At 65.3% G+C, this 21,596-nt stretch carries 18 protein-coding genes, 1 tRNA gene and 2 pseudogenes; 12 read left to right on the top strand and 9 right to left on the bottom strand.

The genetic code is table 11. The features are described from left to right. Window positions 1-47 precede the first annotated feature (47 nt). The 7 genes from murG to lpxC all read left to right on the top strand — a co-directional run bounded on the left by murG (window position 48) and on the right by lpxC (window position 8,141). Window positions 48-1,118: an undecaprenyldiphospho-muramoylpentapeptide beta-N-acetylglucosaminyltransferase gene (gene murG / locus RBR52_RS08435; protein ID WP_320376817.1), complete on the top strand. Its 1,071-nt coding sequence runs from the start codon at window positions 48-50 to the stop codon at window positions 1,116-1,118. Continuing rightward, on the top strand, window positions 1,115-2,530 hold the full coding sequence (gene murC / locus RBR52_RS08440) for a UDP-N-acetylmuramate--L-alanine ligase (RefSeq protein WP_320376760.1): 1,416 nt from the start codon (window positions 1,115-1,117) through the stop codon (window positions 2,528-2,530). Before murG ends, murC begins: the two co-directional genes overlap by 4 nt. Continuing rightward, complete coding sequence (locus tag RBR52_RS08445; protein ID WP_320376761.1) at window positions 2,527-3,501, top strand: D-alanine--D-alanine ligase; 975 nt, start codon at window positions 2,527-2,529, stop codon at window positions 3,499-3,501. The genes murC and RBR52_RS08445 overlap by 4 nt, the downstream gene beginning before the upstream one ends. Beyond that, window positions 3,498-4,322: a cell division protein FtsQ/DivIB gene (locus RBR52_RS08450; protein ID WP_320376762.1), complete on the top strand. Its 825-nt coding sequence runs from the start codon at window positions 3,498-3,500 to the stop codon at window positions 4,320-4,322. The genes RBR52_RS08445 and RBR52_RS08450 overlap by 4 nt, the downstream gene beginning before the upstream one ends. Before the next feature lies 1 nt (window position 4,323). After that, a complete protein-coding gene (gene ftsA / locus RBR52_RS08455; protein ID WP_320376763.1) occupies window positions 4,324-5,568 on the top strand; it encodes a cell division protein FtsA in 1,245 nt (414 codons plus the stop codon). 98 nt (window positions 5,569-5,666) lie between these two features. After that, window positions 5,667-6,854, top strand: a complete 1,188-nt coding sequence (gene ftsZ / locus RBR52_RS08460; protein ID WP_320376764.1) for a cell division protein FtsZ — start codon at window positions 5,667-5,669, stop codon at window positions 6,852-6,854. Between the two features lie 360 nt (window positions 6,855-7,214). Beyond that, window positions 7,215-8,141, top strand: coding sequence for a UDP-3-O-acyl-N-acetylglucosamine deacetylase (gene lpxC, locus RBR52_RS08465; protein ID WP_320376765.1), 927 nt, complete (start codon window positions 7,215-7,217; stop codon window positions 8,139-8,141). 6 nt (window positions 8,142-8,147) lie between these two features. Here lpxC and RBR52_RS08470 read toward each other — a convergent pair whose 3' ends face one another. After that, the gene (locus tag RBR52_RS08470) at window positions 8,148-8,579 is read right to left on the bottom strand and encodes a DciA family protein (protein WP_320376766.1); all 432 of its coding nucleotides are present in this window, start codon (window positions 8,577-8,579) and stop codon (window positions 8,148-8,150) included. Between the two features lie 174 nt (window positions 8,580-8,753). On the opposite strand from RBR52_RS08470, the pseudogene secA reads away from it, so the two are divergent. The 5 genes and pseudogenes from secA to RBR52_RS08490 form a co-directional block, all read left to right on the top strand. After that, window positions 8,754-11,310, top strand: a pseudogene (gene secA / locus RBR52_RS08475) (preprotein translocase subunit SecA); the annotation flags it as partial. 146 nt (window positions 11,311-11,456) lie between these two features. Further along, window positions 11,457-11,534: pseudogene (locus RBR52_RS15435) on the top strand (SEC-C metal-binding domain-containing protein); the annotation flags it as partial. A 60-nt stretch (window positions 11,535-11,594) separates the two neighbouring features. Further along, on the top strand, window positions 11,595-12,830 hold the full coding sequence (gene argJ / locus RBR52_RS08480) for a bifunctional glutamate N-acetyltransferase/amino-acid acetyltransferase ArgJ (protein ID WP_320376768.1): 1,236 nt from the start codon (window positions 11,595-11,597) through the stop codon (window positions 12,828-12,830). A 95-nt stretch (window positions 12,831-12,925) separates the two neighbouring features. Then, window positions 12,926-13,795 (top strand): ATP-binding protein, encoded by an 870-nt coding sequence (locus RBR52_RS08485; protein WP_413818315.1) that lies wholly within the window; start codon window positions 12,926-12,928, stop codon window positions 13,793-13,795. Continuing rightward, window positions 13,792-14,208, top strand: coding sequence for an NUDIX domain-containing protein (locus RBR52_RS08490; RefSeq protein ID WP_413818312.1), 417 nt, complete (start codon window positions 13,792-13,794; stop codon window positions 14,206-14,208). The genes RBR52_RS08485 and RBR52_RS08490 overlap by 4 nt, the downstream gene beginning before the upstream one ends. A gap of 122 nt (window positions 14,209-14,330) precedes the next feature. Here RBR52_RS08490 and RBR52_RS08495 read toward each other — a convergent pair whose 3' ends face one another. The 8 genes from RBR52_RS08495 to RBR52_RS08530 all read right to left on the bottom strand — a co-directional run bounded on the left by RBR52_RS08495 (window position 14,331) and on the right by RBR52_RS08530 (window position 21,499). After that, window positions 14,331-14,573, bottom strand: coding sequence for a DNA gyrase inhibitor YacG (locus RBR52_RS08495; RefSeq protein ID WP_320376769.1), 243 nt, complete (start codon window positions 14,571-14,573; stop codon window positions 14,331-14,333). 20 nt (window positions 14,574-14,593) lie between these two features. Then, complete coding sequence (gene zapD / locus RBR52_RS08500; protein WP_320376770.1) at window positions 14,594-15,346, bottom strand: cell division protein ZapD; 753 nt, start codon at window positions 15,344-15,346, stop codon at window positions 14,594-14,596. Window positions 15,347-15,458: 112 nt separating this feature from the next. Further along, the gene (gene coaE / locus RBR52_RS08505) at window positions 15,459-16,061 is read right to left on the bottom strand and encodes a dephospho-CoA kinase (protein WP_320376820.1); all 603 of its coding nucleotides are present in this window, start codon (window positions 16,059-16,061) and stop codon (window positions 15,459-15,461) included. A gap of 253 nt (window positions 16,062-16,314) precedes the next feature. Further along, window positions 16,315-17,184: an A24 family peptidase gene (locus tag RBR52_RS08510; protein ID WP_320376771.1), complete on the bottom strand. Its 870-nt coding sequence runs from the start codon at window positions 17,182-17,184 to the stop codon at window positions 16,315-16,317. Further along, window positions 17,184-18,404, bottom strand: a complete 1,221-nt coding sequence (locus tag RBR52_RS08515) for a type II secretion system F family protein (RefSeq protein WP_320376772.1) — start codon at window positions 18,402-18,404, stop codon at window positions 17,184-17,186. The genes RBR52_RS08510 and RBR52_RS08515 overlap by 1 nt, the downstream gene beginning before the upstream one ends. Before the next feature lie 15 nt (window positions 18,405-18,419). Next, a complete protein-coding gene (pilB, locus tag RBR52_RS08520) occupies window positions 18,420-20,159 on the bottom strand; it encodes a type IV-A pilus assembly ATPase PilB (protein ID WP_320376773.1) in 1,740 nt (579 codons plus the stop codon). A gap of 215 nt (window positions 20,160-20,374) precedes the next feature. Beyond that, a tRNA-Pro gene (locus RBR52_RS08525) sits at window positions 20,375-20,451 on the bottom strand. A 67-nt stretch (window positions 20,452-20,518) separates the two neighbouring features. After that, complete coding sequence (locus RBR52_RS08530; protein WP_413818313.1) at window positions 20,519-21,499, bottom strand: polyprenyl synthetase family protein; 981 nt, start codon at window positions 21,497-21,499, stop codon at window positions 20,519-20,521. Window positions 21,500-21,596 lie beyond the last annotated feature (97 nt).

The following is a 21,596-nucleotide window of genomic DNA, read 5'->3' on the forward strand; positions in this document are numbered from 1 at the left end:
CCGGCGCCTTGCCCCTGTCGCCATCGCGCGCGCCGGTGGCCGTCATCATGGCAGGAGGCACCGGGGGTCACATCTTCCCCGGCATCGCCGTGGGCGAGGGGCTGCGTGCTGCGGGCTGGACGGTGCACTGGATGGGCGCGCCCTCGGGCATGGAAGCCCAGCTTGCACCGCAACACGGCTTCGACATGCTCTGGGTGCGGTTTGGCGGACTGCGCGGCAAGGGGCTGTGGACCAAGCTGCTGCTGCCGCTGAATCTGCTGCGCGCCTTCTGGCAGGCCTGGCGCGCCCTGCGGCGCGTCGGCGCCGACGTGGTGGTCAGCATGGGCGGCTACATCGCCTTTCCCGGCGGCTTGATGAGCGTGTGGTCCGGCGCCAGGCTGGTGGTGCACGAACAGAACGCGGTGGCTGGCCTGGCCAACAAGGTGCTCGCGCGCGTCGCCGACCGCGTCTACACCGCCTTCCCCGACGTGCTGCCCGGCGCGCAGTGGGTGGGTAATCCGGTGCGTGCGGCGATCTGTGCCTTGCCCGCCCCGGAGCAGCGCTACGCCGGGCGCAGCGGAGCGCTGCAATTGCTCGTGGTGGGCGGCAGCCTGGGAGCGCAGGCGCTCAATGCCCTGGTGCCGCAGGCGCTGGCGCTGCTGCCCGAAAGAACGCGCCCGCAGGTGCGTCATCAGAGCGGGGCCAGGCATTTGCCGGCCTTGCAGCAGGCCTACGCCGACGCCGGCGTGCAGGCCGACTGTGTGGCTTTCATCGACGACATGGCCGCAGCCTACGCGCAGGCCGATCTGGTGATTTGCCGTGCCGGCGCCTCGACCGTGACCGAAGTGGCCTGCGCCGGGGTGGCGGCGCTGTTCGTGCCGTTTCCCCATGCCGTCGACGATCACCAGACGGCCAACGCGCAATTTCTCGCAGGCCGCGATGCGGCGTTGCTGATGCAGCAACGCGACCTCAGCGCGCAGGGGCTGGCCGAGCTGCTGCAAAGCCTCGACCGCAGGCGGCTGCTGCAACTGGCGCAGGCCGCGCGCGCACTGGCGCGGCCCGACGCCGTGCAGGCCATCGTGGCGGGATGTACCGCCCTGCTTGACGGGCGCGAAACAAGACAAGGACAGGGGCGATGAAACACGCCATTCGCAACATTCATTTCGTCGGCATCGGCGGCGCCGGCATGAGCGGCATCGCCGAGGTGCTGCACAACCTGGGCTACGGCGTCAGCGGCTCGGATCTGAGCGAGAGCGCCACCGTGCGCCGTCTGCGCGACCTGGGCGTGCGCGTGGCCATCGGGCACGACGCCGCCCATGTGCAGGACGCCGATGCCGTGGTGATTTCGACCGCCGTGCGCGCCGACAACCCCGAGGTGCTCGCCGCGCGCGCACGCCATATTCCTGTGGTGCCGCGCGCCGTCATGCTGGCCGAGTTGATGCGCTTGAAGCGCGGCGTCGCCATTGCAGGCACGCATGGCAAGACCACCACCACCAGCCTGGTCGCCAGTGTGCTGGCCGAGGGCGGGCTCGATCCGACCTTCGTCATCGGCGGACGGCTCAACAGCGCCGGGGTCAATGCCAAGCTCGGGCAGGGCGAGTACATCGTGGTCGAGGCGGACGAATCCGATGCCTCCTTTCTCAACCTGCTGCCGGTGATGGCCGCAGTCACCAATATCGACGCCGACCACATGGACACCTACGGCCACGACCCGGCCCGGCTGCGGCATGCCTTCGTCGATTTCATCGCCCGGCTGCCGTTCTATGGCGCCGCGGTGCTGTGCGTGGACGACGCCGCGGTACGCTCCATCCTGCCCTTCGTCTCCAAGCCCGTCACCAGCTACGGCTTTGCCGAGGACGCGCAGGTGCGCGCCATCGACGTGCGGGCCGAAGGCGCGCAGATGCACTTTACCGCGCTGCGGCGCAATGGTGTGGAACTGCCGCCGCTGGCCGTCACACTCAACCTGCCGGGGCGGCACAACGTGCAGAACGCGCTGGCGGCCATTGCCATCGCCGCCGAGCTGAACGTGGACGACGCCGCCGTGCTGCGCGCTCTGGCTGGGTTCAAAGGCGTCGGGCGGCGCTTCCAGCGCCACGGCGAAGTCAACGCGGCGCACGGCGGGCAGTTCACGCTGATCGACGACTACGGCCACCACCCCGCCGAGATGGCCGCCACGCTGGCCGCCGCCCGCGGCGCCTTTCCGGGGCGGCGCTTGCTGCTCGCCTTCCAGCCGCATCGCTACACCCGCACCCGCGATCTGTTCGAAGATTTCGTCAAGGTGCTGGGCGAAGCCGATGCGGTGCTGCTGACCGAGGTCTACGCCGCAGGCGAAGCCCCGCTGGTGGCGGCAGACGGCCGCAGCCTGGCGCGTGCGGTGCGCGTGGCGGGCAAGACCGAGCCGGTGTTCGTCGAGGCCGTGGCCGACCTGCCCCGGGCCATTCTGGAAACGGCGCGCGATGGCGACGTGGTGATCTGCATGGGCGCAGGCTCGATCGGCGCTGTCGCCGCGCTGGTGGTGCAGGCAGCCGACTCGCAGGAGGGTGCGGCATGACGACATGGCCCCAGATCGATCCGCGCGGCCTGGGCCGCGTCGCGGTGCTCATGGGCGGACTGTCCGCCGAGCGCGAGGTCTCGCTGATGTCGGGCAAGGGCGTGCTGGCCGCGCTGCAGGCCCGCGGCGTCGATGCGTTCGCCTTCGACCCTGCAGTGGACGATCTGGCGGCGCTCAAGTCGTTTGGCGCGCAACGGGCGTTCATCGCGCTGCATGGCCGCTGGGGCGAGGACGGCACGGTGCAGGGCGCGCTCGAACTGCTGGGCATTCCCTACACCGGGCCGGGCGTGCTGGCCTCGGCGCTGGCGATCGACAAGACTATGACCAAGCGCCTGTGGCAATGCGAGGGACTGCCCACGCCGCAGTGGCGTGAGGCGGGCACGCTCGAACAAGCCCGCGAGGCGGCGCAGACGCTGGGGTTTCCGCTGATTTTCAAGGCCACGCACGAGGGTTCGACCCTGGGTCTGAAGCGCGCCGACCGCGAGGCCGAAGTGCAGGCAGCCTATCTCGAAGCCGCGCGTTTCGATTCGCGCGTGCTGGTCGAACAGTTCATCGAAGGCGAGGAAGTCACCTGCGCGGTGATCGGCGCGGGCGATCAGGCGCGCGCGCTGCCGCTCATCCGCATCGTCGCCCCGGGCGGCCATTACGACTACGAACACAAGTATTTCAGCGACGACACGCGCTACCTCTGCCCGAGCGGGCTGCCCGCCGGGGAAGAGGCGCGCATCCAGGACCTGGTGCTGTGCAGCTATCGCGCCCTGGGCTGCCGCGGCTGGGCGCGGGCCGACGTCATGATCCGCGCGACTGACCGCCAGCCCTTGCTGCTGGAGATCAACACCTCGCCCGGCATGACCAGCCATTCGCTGGTGCCCATGGCCGCGCGCGTGGCGGGGCTGGAATATGCCGACCTTTGTCTGCTCATTCTCAGCATGGCGGCGCTCGATCAACCTCATGTGGGTGTGGGCCGATGAGCAGCTACGCCCCGCGCGAACTTCCGCTCGACATCCGCCTGATGCAGGGCACATCTCGTGCGCTGTTCCGGCTGGTGGCGCTCGGCTGCGTGTTCGTTGTTGCGCACTGGCTGATGCAGCGCGGCTGGTGGGACATCCGCGCGGTACGGCTTCAGGGCGATCTGCAGCGCATCAGCCCGGTGACGGTGCGTGCCGAGGCCCTGCCGCAGTTGCAGGGCAACTTTCTCACCATCAACCTCGCGCAGGCGCAGCGGGTGTTCGAGAGCCTGCCCTGGGTGCGTTCCGCCGTGGTGCAGCGGCTGTGGCCGATGCAATTGGCGGTCACGCTGCAGGCGCAGCAGCCGGTCGCCATCTGGCACCAACCCGGCAGCGCGCCGCAACTGGTCAACGCTCAGGGCCAGGCGTTCACCGCCAATCTGGGAGAAATCCAGGGACTGGGCCTGCCTCAGTTCGGCGGCCCGGCGGGAACGAGCGCGCAGGTGTTGCAGATGAGCCAGACGCTGCAGCCGTCGCTGCAGGAGTTCCACCTGACGATCGCTGCGCTGACGCAGGGCGGCGGCGGCAACTGGACGCTGCAGACCCGCTCGGGTCTGCGCATCGATCTGGGCAGCGCCCCGGACAGCGCGGCCACCCAGACCCGCCTCAAACAGTTCCTGACCCTGAAGCCGCAACTCGAAGCCCGTTATGGGCGCGCCATCGACAGCGCCGATCTGCGCTACCCCAACGGTTTCGCCGTGCATCTGCAGGGCGTGGATCTGCCGGGCATGAACCAGACGACGGACAAGACGACGACATCGCAACCCGCGGGGAGGAAGGACTGACATGGCCAAGGACTACAAGGATCTGGTGGTGGCGCTGGACATCGGCACCTCGAAGGTGCTGGTCGTGGTGGCCGAGATGCTCGCCGACCGTGACAACCCGGCGGCAGGTTTCAAGATCGTCGGCATGGGCCAGGCGCCGACCGCGGGCATGCGCCGCGGGGTGGTGGTCGACATCGAGGCGACGGTGCAGTCGATCCAGGCAGCGCTCAAGGAAGCCGAGCTGATGGCCGACTGCAAGATCACCCACGTCGTCACCGGAATCACCGGCAGCCACATCCGCGGCCAGAACTCGCACGGCATGGTGGCAATCAAGGACCGCGAGGTCACCCGGGCCGACGTCGTCCGCGTGATCGAGACCGCCAAGGCGGTGAACATCCCGGCCGATCAGCGGCTGCTGCTGGTCGAGCCGCAGGAATTCATCATCGACGGCCAGGAGGTCAGGGAGCCGGTCGGGATGAGTGGCATCCGTCTCGAGGTCAACGTCCACATCGTGACGGGAGCGCAGACCGCGGCGGAGAACGTCATCAAGTGCGTGCGCCGCTGCGGCCTGGAGGTCGAGCAACTGGTGCTGCATCCGCTGGCTTCGAGCCACGCCGTGCTGACCGAGGACGAGAAGGATCTCGGCGTGGCCGTGGTGGACATCGGCGCCGGAGTGACCGACATCGCCATCTACACCGGCGGCGCGATCCGCCATACCGCCATCATCCCCGTGGCAGGCGAACTCATCACCAGCGACATCGCCATGGCGCTGCGCACGCCGACGCGCGACGCAGAGGACATCAAGATCGAGCATGGCATCGCCAAGCAGGTGCTCGCCAACCCAGAAGAGACGCTGGAAGTGCCCGGGCTGGGCGATCGCGGCCCGCGCATGTTGTCGCGCCAGGTGCTCGCCAGCGTGATCGAGCCGCGCGCCGAGGAAATCTTCGCGCTGGCGCAGCAGGTCATTCGCGATTCGCACTTCGAGGACGTGCTGTCTTCCGGCGTGGTGCTGTGCGGCGGTTCGGCGCAGATGCCGGGCATGGTCGAGCTGGCGGAAGACATCTTTCTCAAGCCGGTGCGCGTGGGCGCGCCGAGTTACAGCGGCCCGCTGGCCGACATGGTGCGCAATCCGCGCATGGCCACGGTCATGGGACTGCTGGCCGAGGCGCTGCACCAGCGCCAGCGCGGCGCGCGCATCGCGCAAAAGAGCAGCACGGTCAAGGGCTCGCTGAGTCGTTTGCGCGAGTGGTTTGCAGGGAATTTTTAATGCCTTGCACAGAGCCAGCCGGAGGGTCCGGCTGGCTCTGTGCAAGGGGTGTGCGGGGGGCGTAGGGTGCGCCGCCCGATTTTTAACGGAGGTGTGAAATGGCTTTTGAAATGATCGAGGACGCTGCCGACGGCGCGTTCAACCTGGGAACCAACATCAAGGTCATCGGTGTTGGCGGTGGCGGCGGCAACGCCGTCGAACACATGATCGCATCGAACGTGCGCGGAGTCGAGTTCATCTGCGCCAACACCGACGCGCAGGCGCTCAAGCGCTCGAGCGCGCACCAGTTCCTGCAACTGGGCAAGACCGGGCTGGGCGCGGGCGGCAAGCCCGTGGTCGGCCGCGAGGCGGCGGACCAGGCGCGCGGCCAGATCCGCGACGCGCTCGAAGGCGCGCACATGCTGTTCATCACGGCCGGCATGGGCGGCGGCACGGGCACGGGGGCGGCGCCGGTGATCGCCAAGATTGCCCGCGAAATGGGCATCCTCACGGTGGCCGTGGTCACGCGCCCGTTCGATTTCGAGGGCTCCAAGCGCATGGCCAACGCCGAGCAGGGCCTGGCCGAGCTGGAGGCCAACGTCGATTCGCTCATCGTCGTGCTCAATGAAAAGCTGCTGGAGGTCTACGGAGACGACATCAGCCAGAAGGAGGCGTTCGCCAAGGCCAATGACGTGCTGAAGAACGCCACCGGCGGCATTGCCGAGATCATCAATGTGCCGGGCCTGATCAACGCCGACTTCGAGGACGTCAAGAGCGTGATGGGCGAGCCGGGCAAGGCGATGATGGGCACCGCGGTGGCCAGCGGCCCCGACCGCGCCCGGCTGGCGGCCGAGCAGGCGGTGGTCTGCCCGCTGCTCGACGGCGTCGACCTGTCGGGCGCCAAGGGCGTGCTGGTCAACATCACCGCCGACGACTCGCTGCGCCTGGGCGAGACGCGCGAAGCGATGAACGCCATCCGCGCCTATGCCTCGCCCGAGGCCAACATCATCTTCGGCACGGTCAACGACCCGGCCATGGGCGATTCGCTGCGCGTCACCGTGCTGGCCACGGGACTGAGCGGCAAAGTGGAGAAGGCTGCGCCGGAGCTCACCGTCATCCGCACCGGCACCGACAACCTGCCGCTGATGGGGCAGGGCTACGGCGCCCGCGCGGGTGCGGATGCGCAGCAGATTCCGGCGATCTGGCGCAGCGGCCGCGGCGCACCATCGGCGCATGTGAACGCGCTGATGCAAAGCGGCATGGAGGAAATGGAAATTCCGGCCTTTCTGCGCAAGCAGGCCGACTGAGTTTTTTCATAAGAACGCGCCTGGTAACGGGACGCGGCGTTGCCCTGTGGCGGCTTGGGCCGCACCGCAGCGCCCGTCCGTCTCCAACGGAGTGACCCGACTCCGCGTGGCGCTGTCGCCGCTGCGCCTGAAACGGCGCGCCGCAGCGCCCTGACAGATCACCTCCCTGTCGGGGCGCTCGCTGCGCGTTCTTCGCCGGGGTGGCTGCAGGGTCTGGAGAGCGCCCCCAGACCTGCCGCGTTCGCGTCAGGCCCCCCGAGGGGGTCAAGAAAACTTGGGGCGGCCCGGCGTTTTCTTGAGAGACCGTCTAGAATGCATAAAATCTCGCAATCAATAAATAAGATCCAATAATTTTTTATCATGTTGGCACAACGCACCATCCAATCCGTCAACCGCGCGGTCGGCGTCGGCCTGCACAGCAGCGAGCGGGTGGAACTCACCCTGCGCCCGGCCCCGCCCGATACGGGCATCGTGTTCACCCGCACCGATCTGAGCGAGCCGGTCGAAATTCCGCTGAGTCCGTTTGCCGTGGTCGATACGCGCATGGCGACCACGCTGGGACGCGGCGATGTGAAGATCCACACCGTCGAGCATCTGCTGTCGGCGTGCTCGGGTCTGGGCATCGACAACCTGTATATCGACGTCACCGCCGAGGAAATCCCCATTCTCGACGGTTCGGCTTCATCCTTCGTCTATTTATTGCAATCGGCGGGTATCGCGCTGCAAAACGCCCCAAAAAAGTTCATCCGCGTGAAAAAGCCGGTCGAGTTGCGCTTGGGACAGGGGAACGACGAGAAATGGGCGCGGCTGGAACCGTACGACGGCTTCAAGCTGAGTTTTGCCATCGATTTCGGTCACCCCGCGGTAGATCAGACGGCGCAGTCCACCGTGTTCGACCTGGGGCGCGACTCGTATGTGAAAGACATCGCCCGCGCCCGCACCTTCGGCTTCATGCGCGATGTCGAAACGCTGCGCAGCAACGGTCTGGCGCTGGGCGGCAGCATGGAAAACGCCATCGTCATGGACGAGTACCGCGTGCTCAATCAGGAAGGCCTGCGCTTCGACGATGAGTTCGTCAAGCACAAGACGCTGGACGCCATCGGCGATCTGTATGTGGCGGGCAAGGCGCTGATCGGCGCGTACAGCGCATTTCGCAGCGGTCACGCGGTCAACAATCTGCTGCTGCGCGAACTCTTTGCCGACGAATCCCGTTACGAGATCGTGAGTTTCGACGATGCCGAGCGCGCCCCGGCGGGGTTTCGCGCCGTTCCCACCTTCGCCTTCTGATGGCGTTCAAACGGCGTGCTTCTGCAGTTGACGCAGTCTGGCCTTGACCGCGTCGGGGCATGAGGGCGGCTGGGTTGGCAGCGGCGCCGCCTGCACCTGACGTTCTCCGCGCGGCTGCACCCGGATGCGAATGTCGCGCAGCGCGAAGCCGCTTTCTTGCAGATGGCGCAGCAGCGTGGGCTTGAACTGACTGAGCTTGGCGGCCACCGCGCTCGAACTGGCCGTCAGGCTCCAGATGCCCTCATGCCAGCGCCCCGGCTGCACACCGCCGGCCAGTGCCGCTGGGAGTGTCTGCTGCGCCGCGTCCCACATGCGCTGCGACTGCAGCGCGGCATCGCGCAGCACTGCAATCGGCGGCGTGAGCTGCGCCCAGGCCGATAACGATCGGGCTCCTTGTTGCAGGAGCGCAGCGGAGGATGGAGAACGGCGGCGGGACATGAACGAGAGGGAAACGGGTGGGAAGGAGCATGGCCAGCCTCATTGTGCCAGCACAGATGCCGTAAAAACCCACGCATACAATGAAAAATTCCGGGCAAGCCGCGCAGACATCTGTGCTGCGGCGGCGTTCCCATCAGACACACCCAAGACAGCGGGCCTGGAGTCCGCCCTCCCATGCCAGTCAAATTCCTCACCAGTCTGTTCGGCAGCCGCAATGAACGTCTGTTGCGCCAGTACCGGCGCGTGGTCGAGCGCATCAACGCCCTGGAGGCGCAATTCGAAAAACTCGGCGACGACGAACTCAGGGCCAAGACCGCCGAGTTTCGTCAGCAGGTGGCGAATGGCCGCAGTCTCGACGATCTGCTGCCCGAAGCCTTCGCCGTGGTGCGCGAAGGGGGCAAGCGGGCGCTGAAAATGCGTCACTTCGATGTGCAGATGATCGGCGGCATCGCGCTGCACCAGGGCAAGATCGCGGAAATGCGCACCGGCGAGGGCAAGACCCTGGTGGGCACGTTGCCGGTTTACCTCAACGCGCTATCGGGCAAGGGCGTGCATGTGGTCACGGTGAACGACTACCTGGCCCGGCGCGACGCCGAGTGGATGAGCCGCCTGTACAACTTCCTGGGGCTGACCGTGGGCATCAACCTGCCCAATATGACCAAGCCGGAGAAGCAGGCCGCCTACGCCGCCGACGTGACCTACGGCACCAACAACGAGTATGGTTTCGACTACCTGCGCGACAACATGGTGTACGAGCCGAACGAGCGGGTGCAGCGCGGCTTGAACTATGCGCTGATCGACGAGGTCGATTCCATCCTGATCGACGAGGCGCGTACACCGCTGATCATCTCGGGCCAGGCCGACGACAATACCGAGCTGTACAAGAAGATCAACGTCATCGTGCCGCGGCTTCAGCGCCAGATCGGCGAAGAAGACCCGATCACCGGCAAGGGTGTGGAAAAACCCGGCGATTTCACCGTCGATGAGAAGGCGCATCAGGTCTTCCTCACCGAGTCGGGCCACGAGAAGGCCGAGGCCATCCTCACCGAAATGGGACTGATTCCTCCGGGCACCACGCTGTACGACGCGGCCAATATTGCGCTGATGCACCATGTGTACGCGGCGCTGCGCGCGCATCATCTCTACCACCGCGACCAGCACTATGTGGTGCAGAACGGCGAGGTCATCATCGTCGACGAATTCACCGGCCGCATCATGGCGGGCCGCCGCTGGTCCGACGGGCTGCATCAGGCGGTGGAAGCCAAGGAAGGCGTGGACATCCAGAGCGAGAACCAGACGCTGGCCTCGATCACCTTCCAGAACTACTTCCGCATGTACGCCAAGCTCGGCGGCATGACCGGCACGGCCGACACCGAGGCCTTCGAGTTTCAGGAAATCTACAAGCTCGAGACCGTGGTCATCCCGACCAACAAGCCGATCCGCCGCAAGGATTTGCAGGACAAGGTCTACAAGACCGCGCACGAGCGCGATCTCGCCGTGGTGGAAGACATCCGCGATTGCTTCGAGCGGGGTCAGCCCGTGCTGGTGGGCACGACCTCGATCGAAAGCAGCGAAAAGCTCTCGATGCTGCTGCAGCAGAAAAAGCTGCCGCACCAGGTGCTCAACGCCAAGCAGCATGCGCGCGAGGCGGAAATCGTCGCGCAGGCCGGTCGGCCGGGCATGATCACCATCGCCACCAATATGGCGGGTCGGGGCACCGACATCGTCCTTGGCGGCAATGTGGAAAAGCAGTGCGAGATCATCGAGGCCGACCCCAATCTTTCGGACGAGGAAAAGGCCGCCAGGGTTCACACTCTCAAGAGTGAGTGGCAGTCGCTGCACGACCAGGTGATCGCCGCGGGCGGCCTGCACATCATCGGTACCGAGCGCCATGAAAGCCGCCGCATCGACAACCAGTTGCGCGGGCGCAGCGGCCGCCAGGGCGATCCGGGTTCGACGCGGTTCTATCTCTCGCTCGACGACGCGCTGATGCGCATTTTCGCCGGCGACCGCGTCAAGGCCATCATGGAGCGCCTGAAAATGCCCGAGGGCGAGGCCATCGAGGCGGGCATGGTCACGCGCTCGATCGAGAGCGCGCAGCGCAAGGTCGAAGCGCGCAACTTCGACATTCGCAAGCAGTTGCTCGAATACGACGACGTGGCCAACGAGCAGCGCAAGATCATCTACGCCCAGCGCAACGAGTTGCTCGATTCCAAAGAGGTCGGCGAGCAGATCATGGCTTTGCGGCAAGGCGCGTTCACCGATCTGGTGCGTACCTATGTGCCCGAGCAGAGCATGGAAGAGCAGTGGGACATTCCCGGGCTGGAGCAGGTGCTGCGCGATGAATGGCAGATCGACCTGCCGCTCAAGGACTGGCTGGAGTCCGACGAGAACATGACCGACGAGGACGTGCTCAAGCGCGTGCTCGAAGCCGCCGACGCCGCCTACGCCGCCAAGGTCGAACTGGTCGGACGCGACAACTTCGCCCAGTTCGAGCGCGTGGTGCTGCTGCAGACGCTGGACCAGCAGTGGCGCGAGCACCTGTCGGCGCTCGATCATCTGCGCCAGGGCATCCACCTGCGCGGCTACGCGCAAAAGCAACCCAAGCAGGAGTACAAGCGCGAGGCGTTCGAGCTGTTCGGCATGATGCTCGATGCGGTGAAGACCGAGGTCACCCGCGTGCTGATGACCGTGCAGGTGCAGAGCCCCGAGCAGGCCGAGCAGGCTGCGGACAACATGGAGCAGCGGGCGCAGCGCATCCAGGTCAATTTCCAGCACGCCGATGCGGGACCGGGCATTTCGGTGCTCGACAGCACCGAGGCGGCGCTTGCCGGCATGGCCGTGGCGAGCGCGGCCAAGCCCCCGGAGAACCCCTATCCCAAGGTCGGCCGCAACGACCCCTGCCCCTGCGGCAGCGGCAAGAAGTACAAGCATTGCCACGGCAAGCTGAGCTGAGTGTCTGGTGCGGGGCGGTTGGCCCTGCCGCGGATGGCGTCACATTTTGGAGAGTCTGATATGGCGGTAAATCTTCAAGTCCCCGATCCAGGCAGTCTGCACGCCGTGGAAGGCGTTCTGCTGGGCGTCGCCGAGGCGCAGATCCGCAAGCCCGGGCACAAGGATCTCACCGTGATCCAGATCGCCCCCGGCGCCAGCGTGGCCGGGGTGTTCACGCAAAACCGCTTCTGCGCCGCGCCGGTGCAGGTTTGCCGCGAGCACCTGCAAAGTACCCAAGGGTTGGACGTGCGCGCGCTGGTCATCAACACCGGCTGCGCCAACGCCGGAACCGGCGCGCAGGGACTGGCCGACGCGCGCCAGACCTGCGTCGAACTCGCCGGCTTGCTGGGCGTGCAGCCCGGGCAGGTGCTGCCGTTTTCCACCGGCGTGATCCTCGAACCCCTGCCGATGGAGCGGCTGCTGGCCGGCCTGCCTGCGGCGATTGCAGCAGCGCGCAGCAAAGGCTGGTTCGATGCGGCGCAGGCCATCATGACCACCGACACCCTGCCCAAGGCCGCGAGCGCCCAGGTGGTGATCGATGGCGTGACCGTGACGCTGAGCGGCATCAGCAAGGGCGCGGGCATGATCCGCCCGAATATGGCGACGATGCTCGGCTTCATCGCCACAGATTGCGCAGTCAGCCCCGAGGTGCTGCAGCAGCTCACCCGCGCCGCCGCGGACGAATCGTTCAACAGCATCACCATCGACGGCGACACCTCGACCAACGATTCCTTCATCGTCATCGCCACGGGCAAGACCCGGCTGGCGCCGATCACCCGCACCGACAGCGAGCAGGCCAAGGCGCTGCAGGCCGCGCTCACCGCGCTGGCGCAGCAACTCGCCCAGGCCATCGTGCGCGACGGCGAAGGCGCCACCAAGTTCATCAGCGTGCGGGTCGAAGGCGCGCGCAGCCGGGATGAAGCGCGTCAGGTCGCCTATGCCGTGGCGCATTCGCCTTTGGTGAAAACCGCGTTCTTCGCCAGCGACCCCAATCTGGGCCGCATTCTGGCGGCAGTGGGCTATGCCGGGGTGAACGATCTCGATGTCAACCGCGTCGATCTCTACCTTGACGATGTGCACGTGGCCACACGCGGCGGACGCCACCCCGCTTACCGCGAGGAAGAGGGCCAGCGCGTGATGAAACAGGCCGAGATCGCCGTGCGCATCGCGCTGGGCCGTGGGGCGGCCGCGGCGACGGTCTGGACCTGCGACCTGTCGCACGACTATGTATCGATCAACGCCGATTACCGCTCCTGAAACCCATGCCGAATCCATCTGGAACCCGCAGTAAGGCGGCCTCTGCCCAAGCCCGCGTTGGAGAGGGTGCTGTGCATGCGGCCATTTCCGTCGATCTGAACGCCCAGCTTGCCGCGCTGTTTCAACGCGCCCACGGCCTGATCGACCGCCTGGAGACGCTGCTGCCCGACCCCCTGGCCGAACCGGACTGGCAGGCATCGGTCGCGTTCCGCTGGGTCGGCAGGGGCGGGCGCAAGCAACTGGCGCCGGTGCACAAACTCTCGCCCATCACTTACGACGACCTGATCGGCATCGACGAGCAACGCCGCAAGGTCGAGCGCAACACCCGCCAGTTCGTGCAGGGCAAGCCGGCCAACAATGTGCTCATCACCGGCTCGCGCGGCACGGGCAAGTCGTCGCTGGTGAAGGCCAGCCTGAACCAGTTCGCCCGTCAGGGGCTGCGCCTGGTCGAGGTCGACAAGGCCGATCTGGTCGATCTGCCGGAACTCACCGATCTGCTCGCAGCCAGGCCCGAGCGCTTCATCGTGTTCAGCGACGACCTGTCGTTCGAGGAAGGCGAGCCGGGCTACAAGGCGCTCAAATCGGTGCTCGACGGCTCGATCAGCGCCACCTCCGACAACGTGCTGATCTACGCCACTTCAAACCGCCGCCATCTGATGCCCGAATACCTGCAGGAAAACCTGAGCTACAAGCATCTGGAAAATGGCGAGATCCATCCGGGGGAGGTGGTCGAAGAAAAAATTTCGCTGTCCGAGCGTTTCGGGCTGTGGGTGAGCTTCTATCCCTACAGCCAGGACGAGTATCTGCGCATCGCCGCGCATTGGCTGCGCACCTTCGGCGTGAGCAGCAAACAAATGGATAAGGCGCTGCAGGAGTCGCTGGTCTGGGCGCTGGAACGCGGCTCGCGCTCGGGCCGTGTGGCCTGGCAGTTCGCCCGCGACTGGGCGGGGCGCTGCGGCAAGTGACCGACAGTCAGAAGGCGCAGCGAGAACCCATCGCCGTGGCAGTCGGGCTGCTGTTGCGCGCCGACGGCGCCTTCCTCATGGCTTCGCGCCCGCAAGGCAAGCCCTATGCCGGTTACTGGGAGTTTCCAGGGGGCAAGCTGGAAGTCGGCGAATCGCTGCTGGACGCGCTGGCTCGGGAGTTTGAAGAAGAACTCGGGGTGCGTGTGCGTGAGGCCCGGTTCTGGCGCAGTCTGCGCATGGACTATCCCCATGCCCTGGTCGATTTGCAGTTTTGCTGTATCACCGCCTGGGAAGGCGAACCGCAGGGCCGCGAGGGCCAGCAACTGTCGTGGCAGACGCTGCCGGTCACGCTCAGCCCGGTGCTGCCCGGCGCTTTGCCGGTGCTGCAGTGGCTGGCGCAGGAACAGGGCTGAGCGCGGGACAGGGCTGGGAGTCTGTCGGGCTTGAGGATCGCGGGCTGCAAATTCGCCGCCACAGTGCAACCACATCGCCCTTTTTCGCTTTCCGCGCCCCAAGCCCGACAGGCTAGGGACGCTCAGTGTGGCTGGCTGCGGTTCTGCCGGTTGCGTTCGAGCTCTTGTTCCAGCGCGTCAATATCCGCGGCATCGGGTTTGGCCTGCACGCGATAGTTCTCGCTGGCCCAGGCGCCGAAGTCGATGGACTTGCAGCGCTCGCTGCAAAAAGGCCGCCAGGGATTGCTCGGGCCGTAAACCGTGAGCGTGCCGCATTGCGGACACCTTACCTTGGGCCTTGAGCGGGAGGGGGGTTGCGGGTGCATGACGGTTTCAAGAATGATTTTCAAGGGCAAAGGGTCATGTCGAAGGGCACTTCATCCGTGCTGGGCGTCATATGCCACTCGGCGTCGGGCCGCATGAAACGTACCGACACCATGAGGCGGTGTCCCGTGATTTCGGGCACCAGGCCCAGAGCGCCGTCGATGCGAAGGCGCAGCAGTTGATAGGTCTTGCCGACGAGTTGCTGCTGGTAGGCGCCGCCCACGGCCTGGAGCTTGCGCGTACTGCCGGCGTCGCGCAGCAGGCGCAGCAGAAGTTCCACACTGCTGGCCAACGGCCCAAACTCCTGCAGCCAGCGCGCCAGGTCGGTTTGGCGCTGTTGCTGCGGCAGGTGCTGCCAGGCGTAATACGCAGGCAGGTCGAACTCGCAGGTGCCGCCGGGAATGCCGGCGCGGCTGCGGATCGCCATCAGCCATTCATTGTCCTGCAGGCTCTGGGCGACGCGGCCCTGCTGCTGGCTGAGCGACTGGTAGGCCTGATCGAGTTCACCGAGCACGGCATCGAGCACCGATTCGGCCACTGCGGGGTTGCCCCGGTACGCGATGAAGGTCTGCCGCTGGCGTTCGAGTTCCTTGAGGATTTCCGACTTGAGATCCTGCCGGGTGGCAACGTCCATGAGCTCGAACAGGGTGATCAAGGCGAAATGGTGATGCTCCGGCAGGGCGCTCTGCTGCATCACATCGGCCCGGCGGAACAGGTGTTCCAGCCTGAGCAGGGTGCGCACACGTTCGTGCAGGGGGTATTCGTACAGAATCACGGGCCGATCCAGTCGGGAGTCGGCATGGTTCAACCATGCGCGGCACAGAGGGGTTTGTCGTTGGCGGGGGAAGCAGCGGCTGTCCGCATTGTCCTGCAAGTGACTCTCGAACTCAATTTTTGTTCGCAAGCCGCAGATACTTCGCGTGCAGCGCGTCGACCTGTCGCGTCAAATCCTGCAGGTCGCCGCTGTTGTCGATCACATCGTCGGCCACCGCCAGACGCTGCGCGCGCGTGGCCTGGGCCGCAAGGATCGCATGGATCGTCGGCACATCCAGGCCGGAGCGCGCCTGCACCCGCGCGACCTGCACGTCGACGGGGCAATCGACCACGCAGAGGCGGTCGATCTGCGGCCGCCAGCGCGACAGATGCTCGACCAGCAGCGGCACGACGAAGACGAGGTAAGCGCCTTCCTGCTCGCAGGCGGCTTCGCGCATGACCGCGCCGATGCGCGGATGCAGGATGGATTCGAGCCGGGCGCGTGCCTGCGGGTCGCCGAATACACGCTGGCGCATGGCGGCGCGATCAAGTGCGCCATTGGCGTCGCAGATCTGATGGCCAAAGGCCTCGATGAGCGCAGGCATGGCCGAGCCCCCGGCGGCGGTGATCTGGTGGGCGATCACATCGGCATCGATGATGGCCGCGCCCAGCACCGCAAACCGATGGGCTGCCGCCGACTTGCCCGAGCCGATGCCACCTGTCAGGCCAATGCGCAGGCGGGTCGCCGGGCTCTCAAGAAAACGCCGGGCCGCCCCAAGTTTTCTTGACCCCCTCGGGGGGCCTGACGCGAATGCGGCAGGTCTGGGGGCGCTCTCAAGAAAACGCCGGGCCGCCCCAAGTTTCCTTGACCCCCACGGGGGGCGGGCTGGGCGCAGCCCGGACCTGGGGGCGCTCACTGGACTACCCTCCTCGCTACGCTCGACTCCCCAAGGGAGTTGAGCGCTCCTTCGGAGCGGCCGTGCGGAGCGCTCATGCCCCGGAGGCGGGCAGCACCAGCGCCACCAGGGTGTCCGGCCCGATCAGCAGCAACAAAATACCGGCGGCGGCAAGAAACGGCCCGAAGGGAATCGGGTGGCCGCGTTCCGTCAGCTTGAGCCACTGCAAGGCGATACCGATGACCGCGCCGCAAACGCTCGACAGCAGAATGATGGGCAGCAGCGCGGCGACGCCAAACCAGGCACCGAGGGCAGCCAGCAGCTTGAAGTCGCCAAAGCCCATGCCTTCCTTGCCGGTCAACAGCTTGAAGCCTTGATAGACCGTCCAAAGCGCGCAATAGCCGACAACCGCTCCCCACACCGCGCCGGAAAGCTGCTGCGGGTGCAGCGCAGCATGCCAGAGCAGCCCGAGCCAGAGCAGGGGCAGGGTGATGCTGTCGGGCAGCAGGGTGGTGTCGAAATCGATCAAGGCCAGGGTGATGAGCGCCCAGAGCAGGACGATATAGGCCAGGCTGTCCCAGCTCGCCCCCCAGCGCGCGACCACCGCAGCGCTCAGCAGGGCCGTGCTCAGTTCGACCAGCGGGTAGCGCGGCGAAATCAATGAGTGGCAGGCCGAGCAACGTCCGCGCAGCAACAGATAGCTGAGCAACGGAATGTTCTCCCACCACCGGATTTGATGGCCGCAGGCCGGGCAGCGCGAGCGCGGCGCGATCAGATCGAAGCGCTCGGCAGGCGCGGATGGCGCCTCGGGATGGAGCGTGGCGTGGGCGTCGGCCTGCCACTGCCGCTCCATCATCACCGGCAGTCGGTAGATGACCACGTTGAGAAAGCTGCCCACCGCCAGGCCGAACAGCCCGGCGGCAAGCACCCAGAAGCTCAACGGCAGCGCGCCGAAATCGGGCATCAGCCCACCACCTTGCCGAGGTTGAAAATCGGCAGGTACATCGCCACCACGAGGCCACCGATGATCACGCCGAGGAAGACGATGATCATCGGCTCCAGCAGGGCAGAGAGGTTTTTCACCAGTTCGTCCACCTCGGCCTCGTAAATGTCGGCCGCCTTGCTCAACATCGAATCGAGCGAACCCGACTCTTCACCGATGGAGGTGAGTTGGATGACCAGCGGCGGAAACACGCCCTGCGTCTGCATGGAGGTGGTCAGGCTGGTGCCGGTGGACACATCCTGCTGAATCTTCTCGGTGGCGCGCAGGTAGACGATATTGCCGGACGCGCCGCCGACGGCGTCGAGCGCCTCGACCAGTGGCACCCCAGCGCCGAACATGGTGGAGAGTGTGCGGGTCCAGCGGGCCAGCGCGCCCAGGCGCACCAGTTTGCCGAACACCGGCACGCGCAGCAATAGCCGGTCCATGGCTTCCTGCATCCTGACCGATTTTTTCCACGACTGCAGGAAGAAATAGCCGCCGAGGAAAATGGTGCCGAACAGGATGTACCAGTAATGCACGAAAAAATTGGAAATCGCCACCACCATCAGTGTGGGGGCGGGCAGGCTGGCGCCGAACTGAGAGAACACCTCGGTGAACACCGGCACGACGAACAGCATGATGATCGACACCACCACGAAGGCCACGACCATCACCGCGATCGGGTAGGTGAGCGCGCTCTTGATCTTGCTGCGAATGGCCAGCGACTTTTCCTGATAGGTGGCCAGGCGGTCGAGCACCAGTTCGAGCATACCGGCCGTCTCGCCCGCCTCGACCAGATTGCAATACAGCGCGTCGAAGTATTTGGGATGTTTGCGAAAGGCGTTGGACAGGCTGGTGCCGGTTTCCACATCGCCGCGGATGTCCATGATGAGGCGGGCCATATTGGCGTTGGGGTGGCCGCGCGCCACGATGTCGAACGACTGCAGCAGCGGCACGCCGGCCTTGATCATGGTCGACATCTGCCGTGTGAAGGTGGAGATGTCCTTGGCCTTGATCGCCTTGCCGCCGGTCAGTCGGCGCTTTTTCACCTTGGTGACCAGAATGCCCTGGCGCCGCAGCGATGCGGAGACGATGGCTTCGCTGCCCGCACGCAGTTCACCGCGCTGGAGTTTGCCCTGCCGGTCCTTGCCTTCCCATTCGAATAGCGCTTCCTTCGCCGTTCGTGCTGCTGCTGTTGCCATGGTGCTTCCCCCGTTTTACTCGTTGGTCACGGCGATGATTTCTTCCAGGGAGGTGACTCCCTGCTTCACCTTGATCAGACCGGACTCCCGCAGCGTGCGCACGCCTTCCTTGCGCGCCTGTTCCGCGATGTCCATGGCTGTGCCGTGGTTAAGGATGATGCGTTGTATTTCCTCGGAAATCGGCATGACCTGATAAATGCCGACGCGGCCCTTGTAGCCGGTGCCGCCGCAGGCGTTGCATTTTCCGGCCTTGTAGGGTTTCCAACTGCCGTCGAGGTCTTCTTCCTTGAAGCCGGCTTCGAGCAGCGTTTCCGCCGGCAGATCGACGGGTGTCTTGCATTGCGTGCAGAGCTTGCGCGCCAGACGCTGCGCGGTGATGAGGATGACGCTGGAAGCGATGTTGAAAGCGGGTACGCCCATGTTCATCAATCGCGTCAGCGTGGTGGGCGCATCGTTGGTATGCACCGTGGAGAGCACCAGGTGGCCGGTTTGCGCCGCCTTGATCGCAATGTCGGCGGTTTCGAGATCGCGGACCTCGCCGACCATGATGATGTCCGGGTCTTGCCGCAGAAAGGCGCGCAGCGCGTTGGCGAAGGTCAGCCCGGCCTTTTCGTTGACATTGACCTGATTGACTCCCGGCAGGTTGATTTCCGCCGGGTCTTCGGCGGTGGAAATGTTGACGCCGGGCTGATTGAGCAGATTCAGGCAGGTGTAGAGCGACACGGTCTTGCCGCTGCCCGTAGGTCCGGTCACCAGAATCATGCCGTAGGGTCGATGAATGGCGCGGATGAGCTTTTCCCGCTCTTCGGGCTCGTAGCCCAGCGCGTCGATGCCGAGTTTGGCGGCGGAGGAATCGAGAATGCGCATCACGATCTTCTCGCCGTACAGCGTCGGCAAGGTGCTGACGCGAAAGTCGATGGACTTTTCCGGGCTGATCCGCAGTTTCATGCGCCCGTCTTGCGGCACTCGGCGTTCGGCGATGTCGAGCTTGGAAATCACCTTGATGCGGGAGGCGAGTTTTTCCTTGATCGAAGCCGGAGGCTGGGCGATTTCGCGCAACTCGCCATCCACGCGGAAGCGGATGCGGTAAAAATGCTCGAATGGCTCGAAATGCAGGTCCGAAGCGCGCATATTGATCGCATCGACCAGCATTTTTTGCAAAAAACGCACCACCGGCGCGTCGTCGACCTCGGCGTTGGATTCTTTCGATTCCGCGGCTTCGCTGTCATCGCCGAGGTCGCCCAGATCGAAATCCTCGCCGACCAGCGCAGAAATCTGGCTGTTGGCCGACTGTCCTGCCTGGTCGATGAGGCGCGTGAGCTTGTCGTATTCGACGACGACCAGCTCGACCTGCGCCTGCGACTGAAACTTGATCTTGTCTTCGGCCTCGTGATCGGCGGGGTCGGCCGTGGCGACCACCAGACGGTTGCCGCGCCTGAGCAGCGGCAGAACCTTGTAGCTCTGAATGATCTTCGAATCGATGGCCCCCGCTGCCAGGCGGGTCGGGTCGTAGGCATCCAGGTCGAGCAGCGGCAGCGAGAACGACTTGCTGACCCAGTGCGCCAGATCGGACGCGTTCATCGACCCGCTGCCGATCAGCGTGGCAATGAAACTGGCGCGTGATTCCTGGCTGCGCTGGTGGATCTGTTCAACCAGGGTGCGCGGCAGCAGTTCGGCTTGAACCAAGGCATGCGCCAGACCAGGCAAGGTCTTGGATGGCGGCGAAGCGGACGCGGCGATCAACGTGGCGGACATGGTGCTGCAAGGATTAGGCCTTCCATGATGCGTTCCGCCAGCATGTTTTGTAAATGCTGTGCACGACTTGGCGCATCGAAGTGGCGTGAAAAATCCACAGTTTAAGGAACGACACGACAACAAAGATCTTGAAGCATGCGGGACGCATGAAAAAACGGCCGCCAACGTGAAATGATGGCGGCCGTGTTGGCTTGAAAATTCCGACCAGAAAATTCTGGTCGGGGTGAGAGGATTCGAACCTCCGGCCTCTACGTCCCGAACGTAGCGCTCTACCAGGCTAAGCTACACCCCGATTCTTCAGCGTTGCACGCAATTTGTCTCCTCTCGTTGCTCAAATCCTGCCGTGCGAGCGAGTCGAGTCAGACCGTGCGTCCCAAAGAGTAAGTGCATAAGTCTAGCAGAGCCTGCCGCGCGGGGCTGGGCGCCAGCGGGGAAAGCGCGCGTTCGGCAATGCGGATCTCGTCCTGAGCGGCCTTGCGCACGGCCTGCATGGCGCCGCTGGCATGCACGATCTCCATCACATCGTCGAGTGCGGAGGCATCGCCCTGACGGATGGCGTTTTCGACCAGAGTGCGCTGCGTCGCCGTGCCCTGGCGCATGGCGATGATGAGCGGCAAGGTGGGTTTGCCTTCGCGCAGGTCATCGCCGATGTTCTTGCCGAGTTCTGCGGAGTTGCCGCTGTAATCGAGCAGATCGTCAATCAACTGGAAAGCGGTACCGAAGCTGCGTCCAGCCAGAGCCATCTCTTCCTGCATGTTTGCATCGGCTTGGGCGAGCACGGCGCCGAGACGGGCGGCGGCCTCGAACAGCTTCGCGGTTTTGAAGCGTATGACCTGCAGGTAACGCTGCTCATCGACGTCCGGGTCGTGCATATTGAGCAATTGCAACACTTCACCTTCGGCGATGATATTGGTGGCATCGGCCAGGATGTCGAGGATGGGCAGGCTCCCCACGGACACCATCATCTGAAACGCGCGCGAATACAGAAAATCCCCGACCAGCACGCTGGCCGAGTTGCCGAAGAGGGCGTTGGAGGTCTCGCGCCCGCGCCGCATGGACGATTCATCCACCACGTCGTCGTGAAGCAGCGTGGCGGTGTGGATCAGTTCCACCACAGCGGCCAGGATGTGCTGTTGCGGGCCGCGAAAACCCAGCGCCTGCGCCACGAGCAGCAGCAAGGCGGGACGCAGCCGCTTGCCGCCGCCGGCGACGATATAGCCGCCGATGGTGTTGATCAGCGCGACCTCGGAGGCCAGATGGGTGTGAATGGCCTGATCGACGCATTCCATGTCCTTGATGATCGGCGCAAAGACGGCATGAATCGTCGGTGCTGTCGCCATGCCTGGCGTCTGTGTGGATGAAGGCGACATGGAAGGGTCGGTTGCGGATCGGGTATGGGTTGACAATTTTTTGATTTTTGGCGAGGGGAACTCAAGG

Origin of the sequence: Thiomonas sp., assembly GCF_034007205.1 — a bacterium.
Lineage (GTDB): Bacteria > Pseudomonadota > Gammaproteobacteria > Burkholderiales > Burkholderiaceae_C > Thiomonas.

Coding starts and splice junctions, on each gene's coding strand:
- RBR52_RS08445 (WP_320376761.1), top strand. CDS start 2,527: ATGACGACATGGCCCCAGATCGATCCGCGCGGCCTGGGCCGCGTCGCG.
- lpxC (WP_320376765.1), top strand. CDS start 7,215: ATGTTGGCACAACGCACCATCCAATCCGTCAACCGCGCGGTCGGCGTC.
- RBR52_RS08515 (WP_320376772.1), bottom strand. CDS start 18,404: ATGGCAACAGCAGCAGCACGAACGGCGAAGGAAGCGCTATTCGAATGG.
- ftsZ (WP_320376764.1), top strand. CDS start 5,667: ATGGCTTTTGAAATGATCGAGGACGCTGCCGACGGCGCGTTCAACCTG.
- pilB (WP_320376773.1), bottom strand. CDS start 20,159: ATGTCCGCCACGTTGATCGCCGCGTCCGCTTCGCCGCCATCCAAGACC.
- RBR52_RS08450 (WP_320376762.1), top strand. CDS start 3,498: ATGAGCAGCTACGCCCCGCGCGAACTTCCGCTCGACATCCGCCTGATG.
- argJ (WP_320376768.1), top strand. CDS start 11,595: ATGGCGGTAAATCTTCAAGTCCCCGATCCAGGCAGTCTGCACGCCGTG.
- murC (WP_320376760.1), top strand. CDS start 1,115: ATGAAACACGCCATTCGCAACATTCATTTCGTCGGCATCGGCGGCGCC.
- RBR52_RS08495 (WP_320376769.1), bottom strand. CDS start 14,573: ATGCACCCGCAACCCCCCTCCCGCTCAAGGCCCAAGGTAAGGTGTCCG.
- RBR52_RS08530 (WP_413818313.1), bottom strand. CDS start 21,499: ATGGCGACAGCACCGACGATTCATGCCGTCTTTGCGCCGATCATCAAG.
- RBR52_RS08510 (WP_320376771.1), bottom strand. CDS start 17,184: ATGCCCGATTTCGGCGCGCTGCCGTTGAGCTTCTGGGTGCTTGCCGCC.
- ftsA (WP_320376763.1), top strand. CDS start 4,324: ATGGCCAAGGACTACAAGGATCTGGTGGTGGCGCTGGACATCGGCACC.
- RBR52_RS08470 (WP_320376766.1), bottom strand. CDS start 8,579: ATGTCCCGCCGCCGTTCTCCATCCTCCGCTGCGCTCCTGCAACAAGGA.
- murG (WP_320376817.1), top strand. CDS start 48: ATGGCAGGAGGCACCGGGGGTCACATCTTCCCCGGCATCGCCGTGGGC.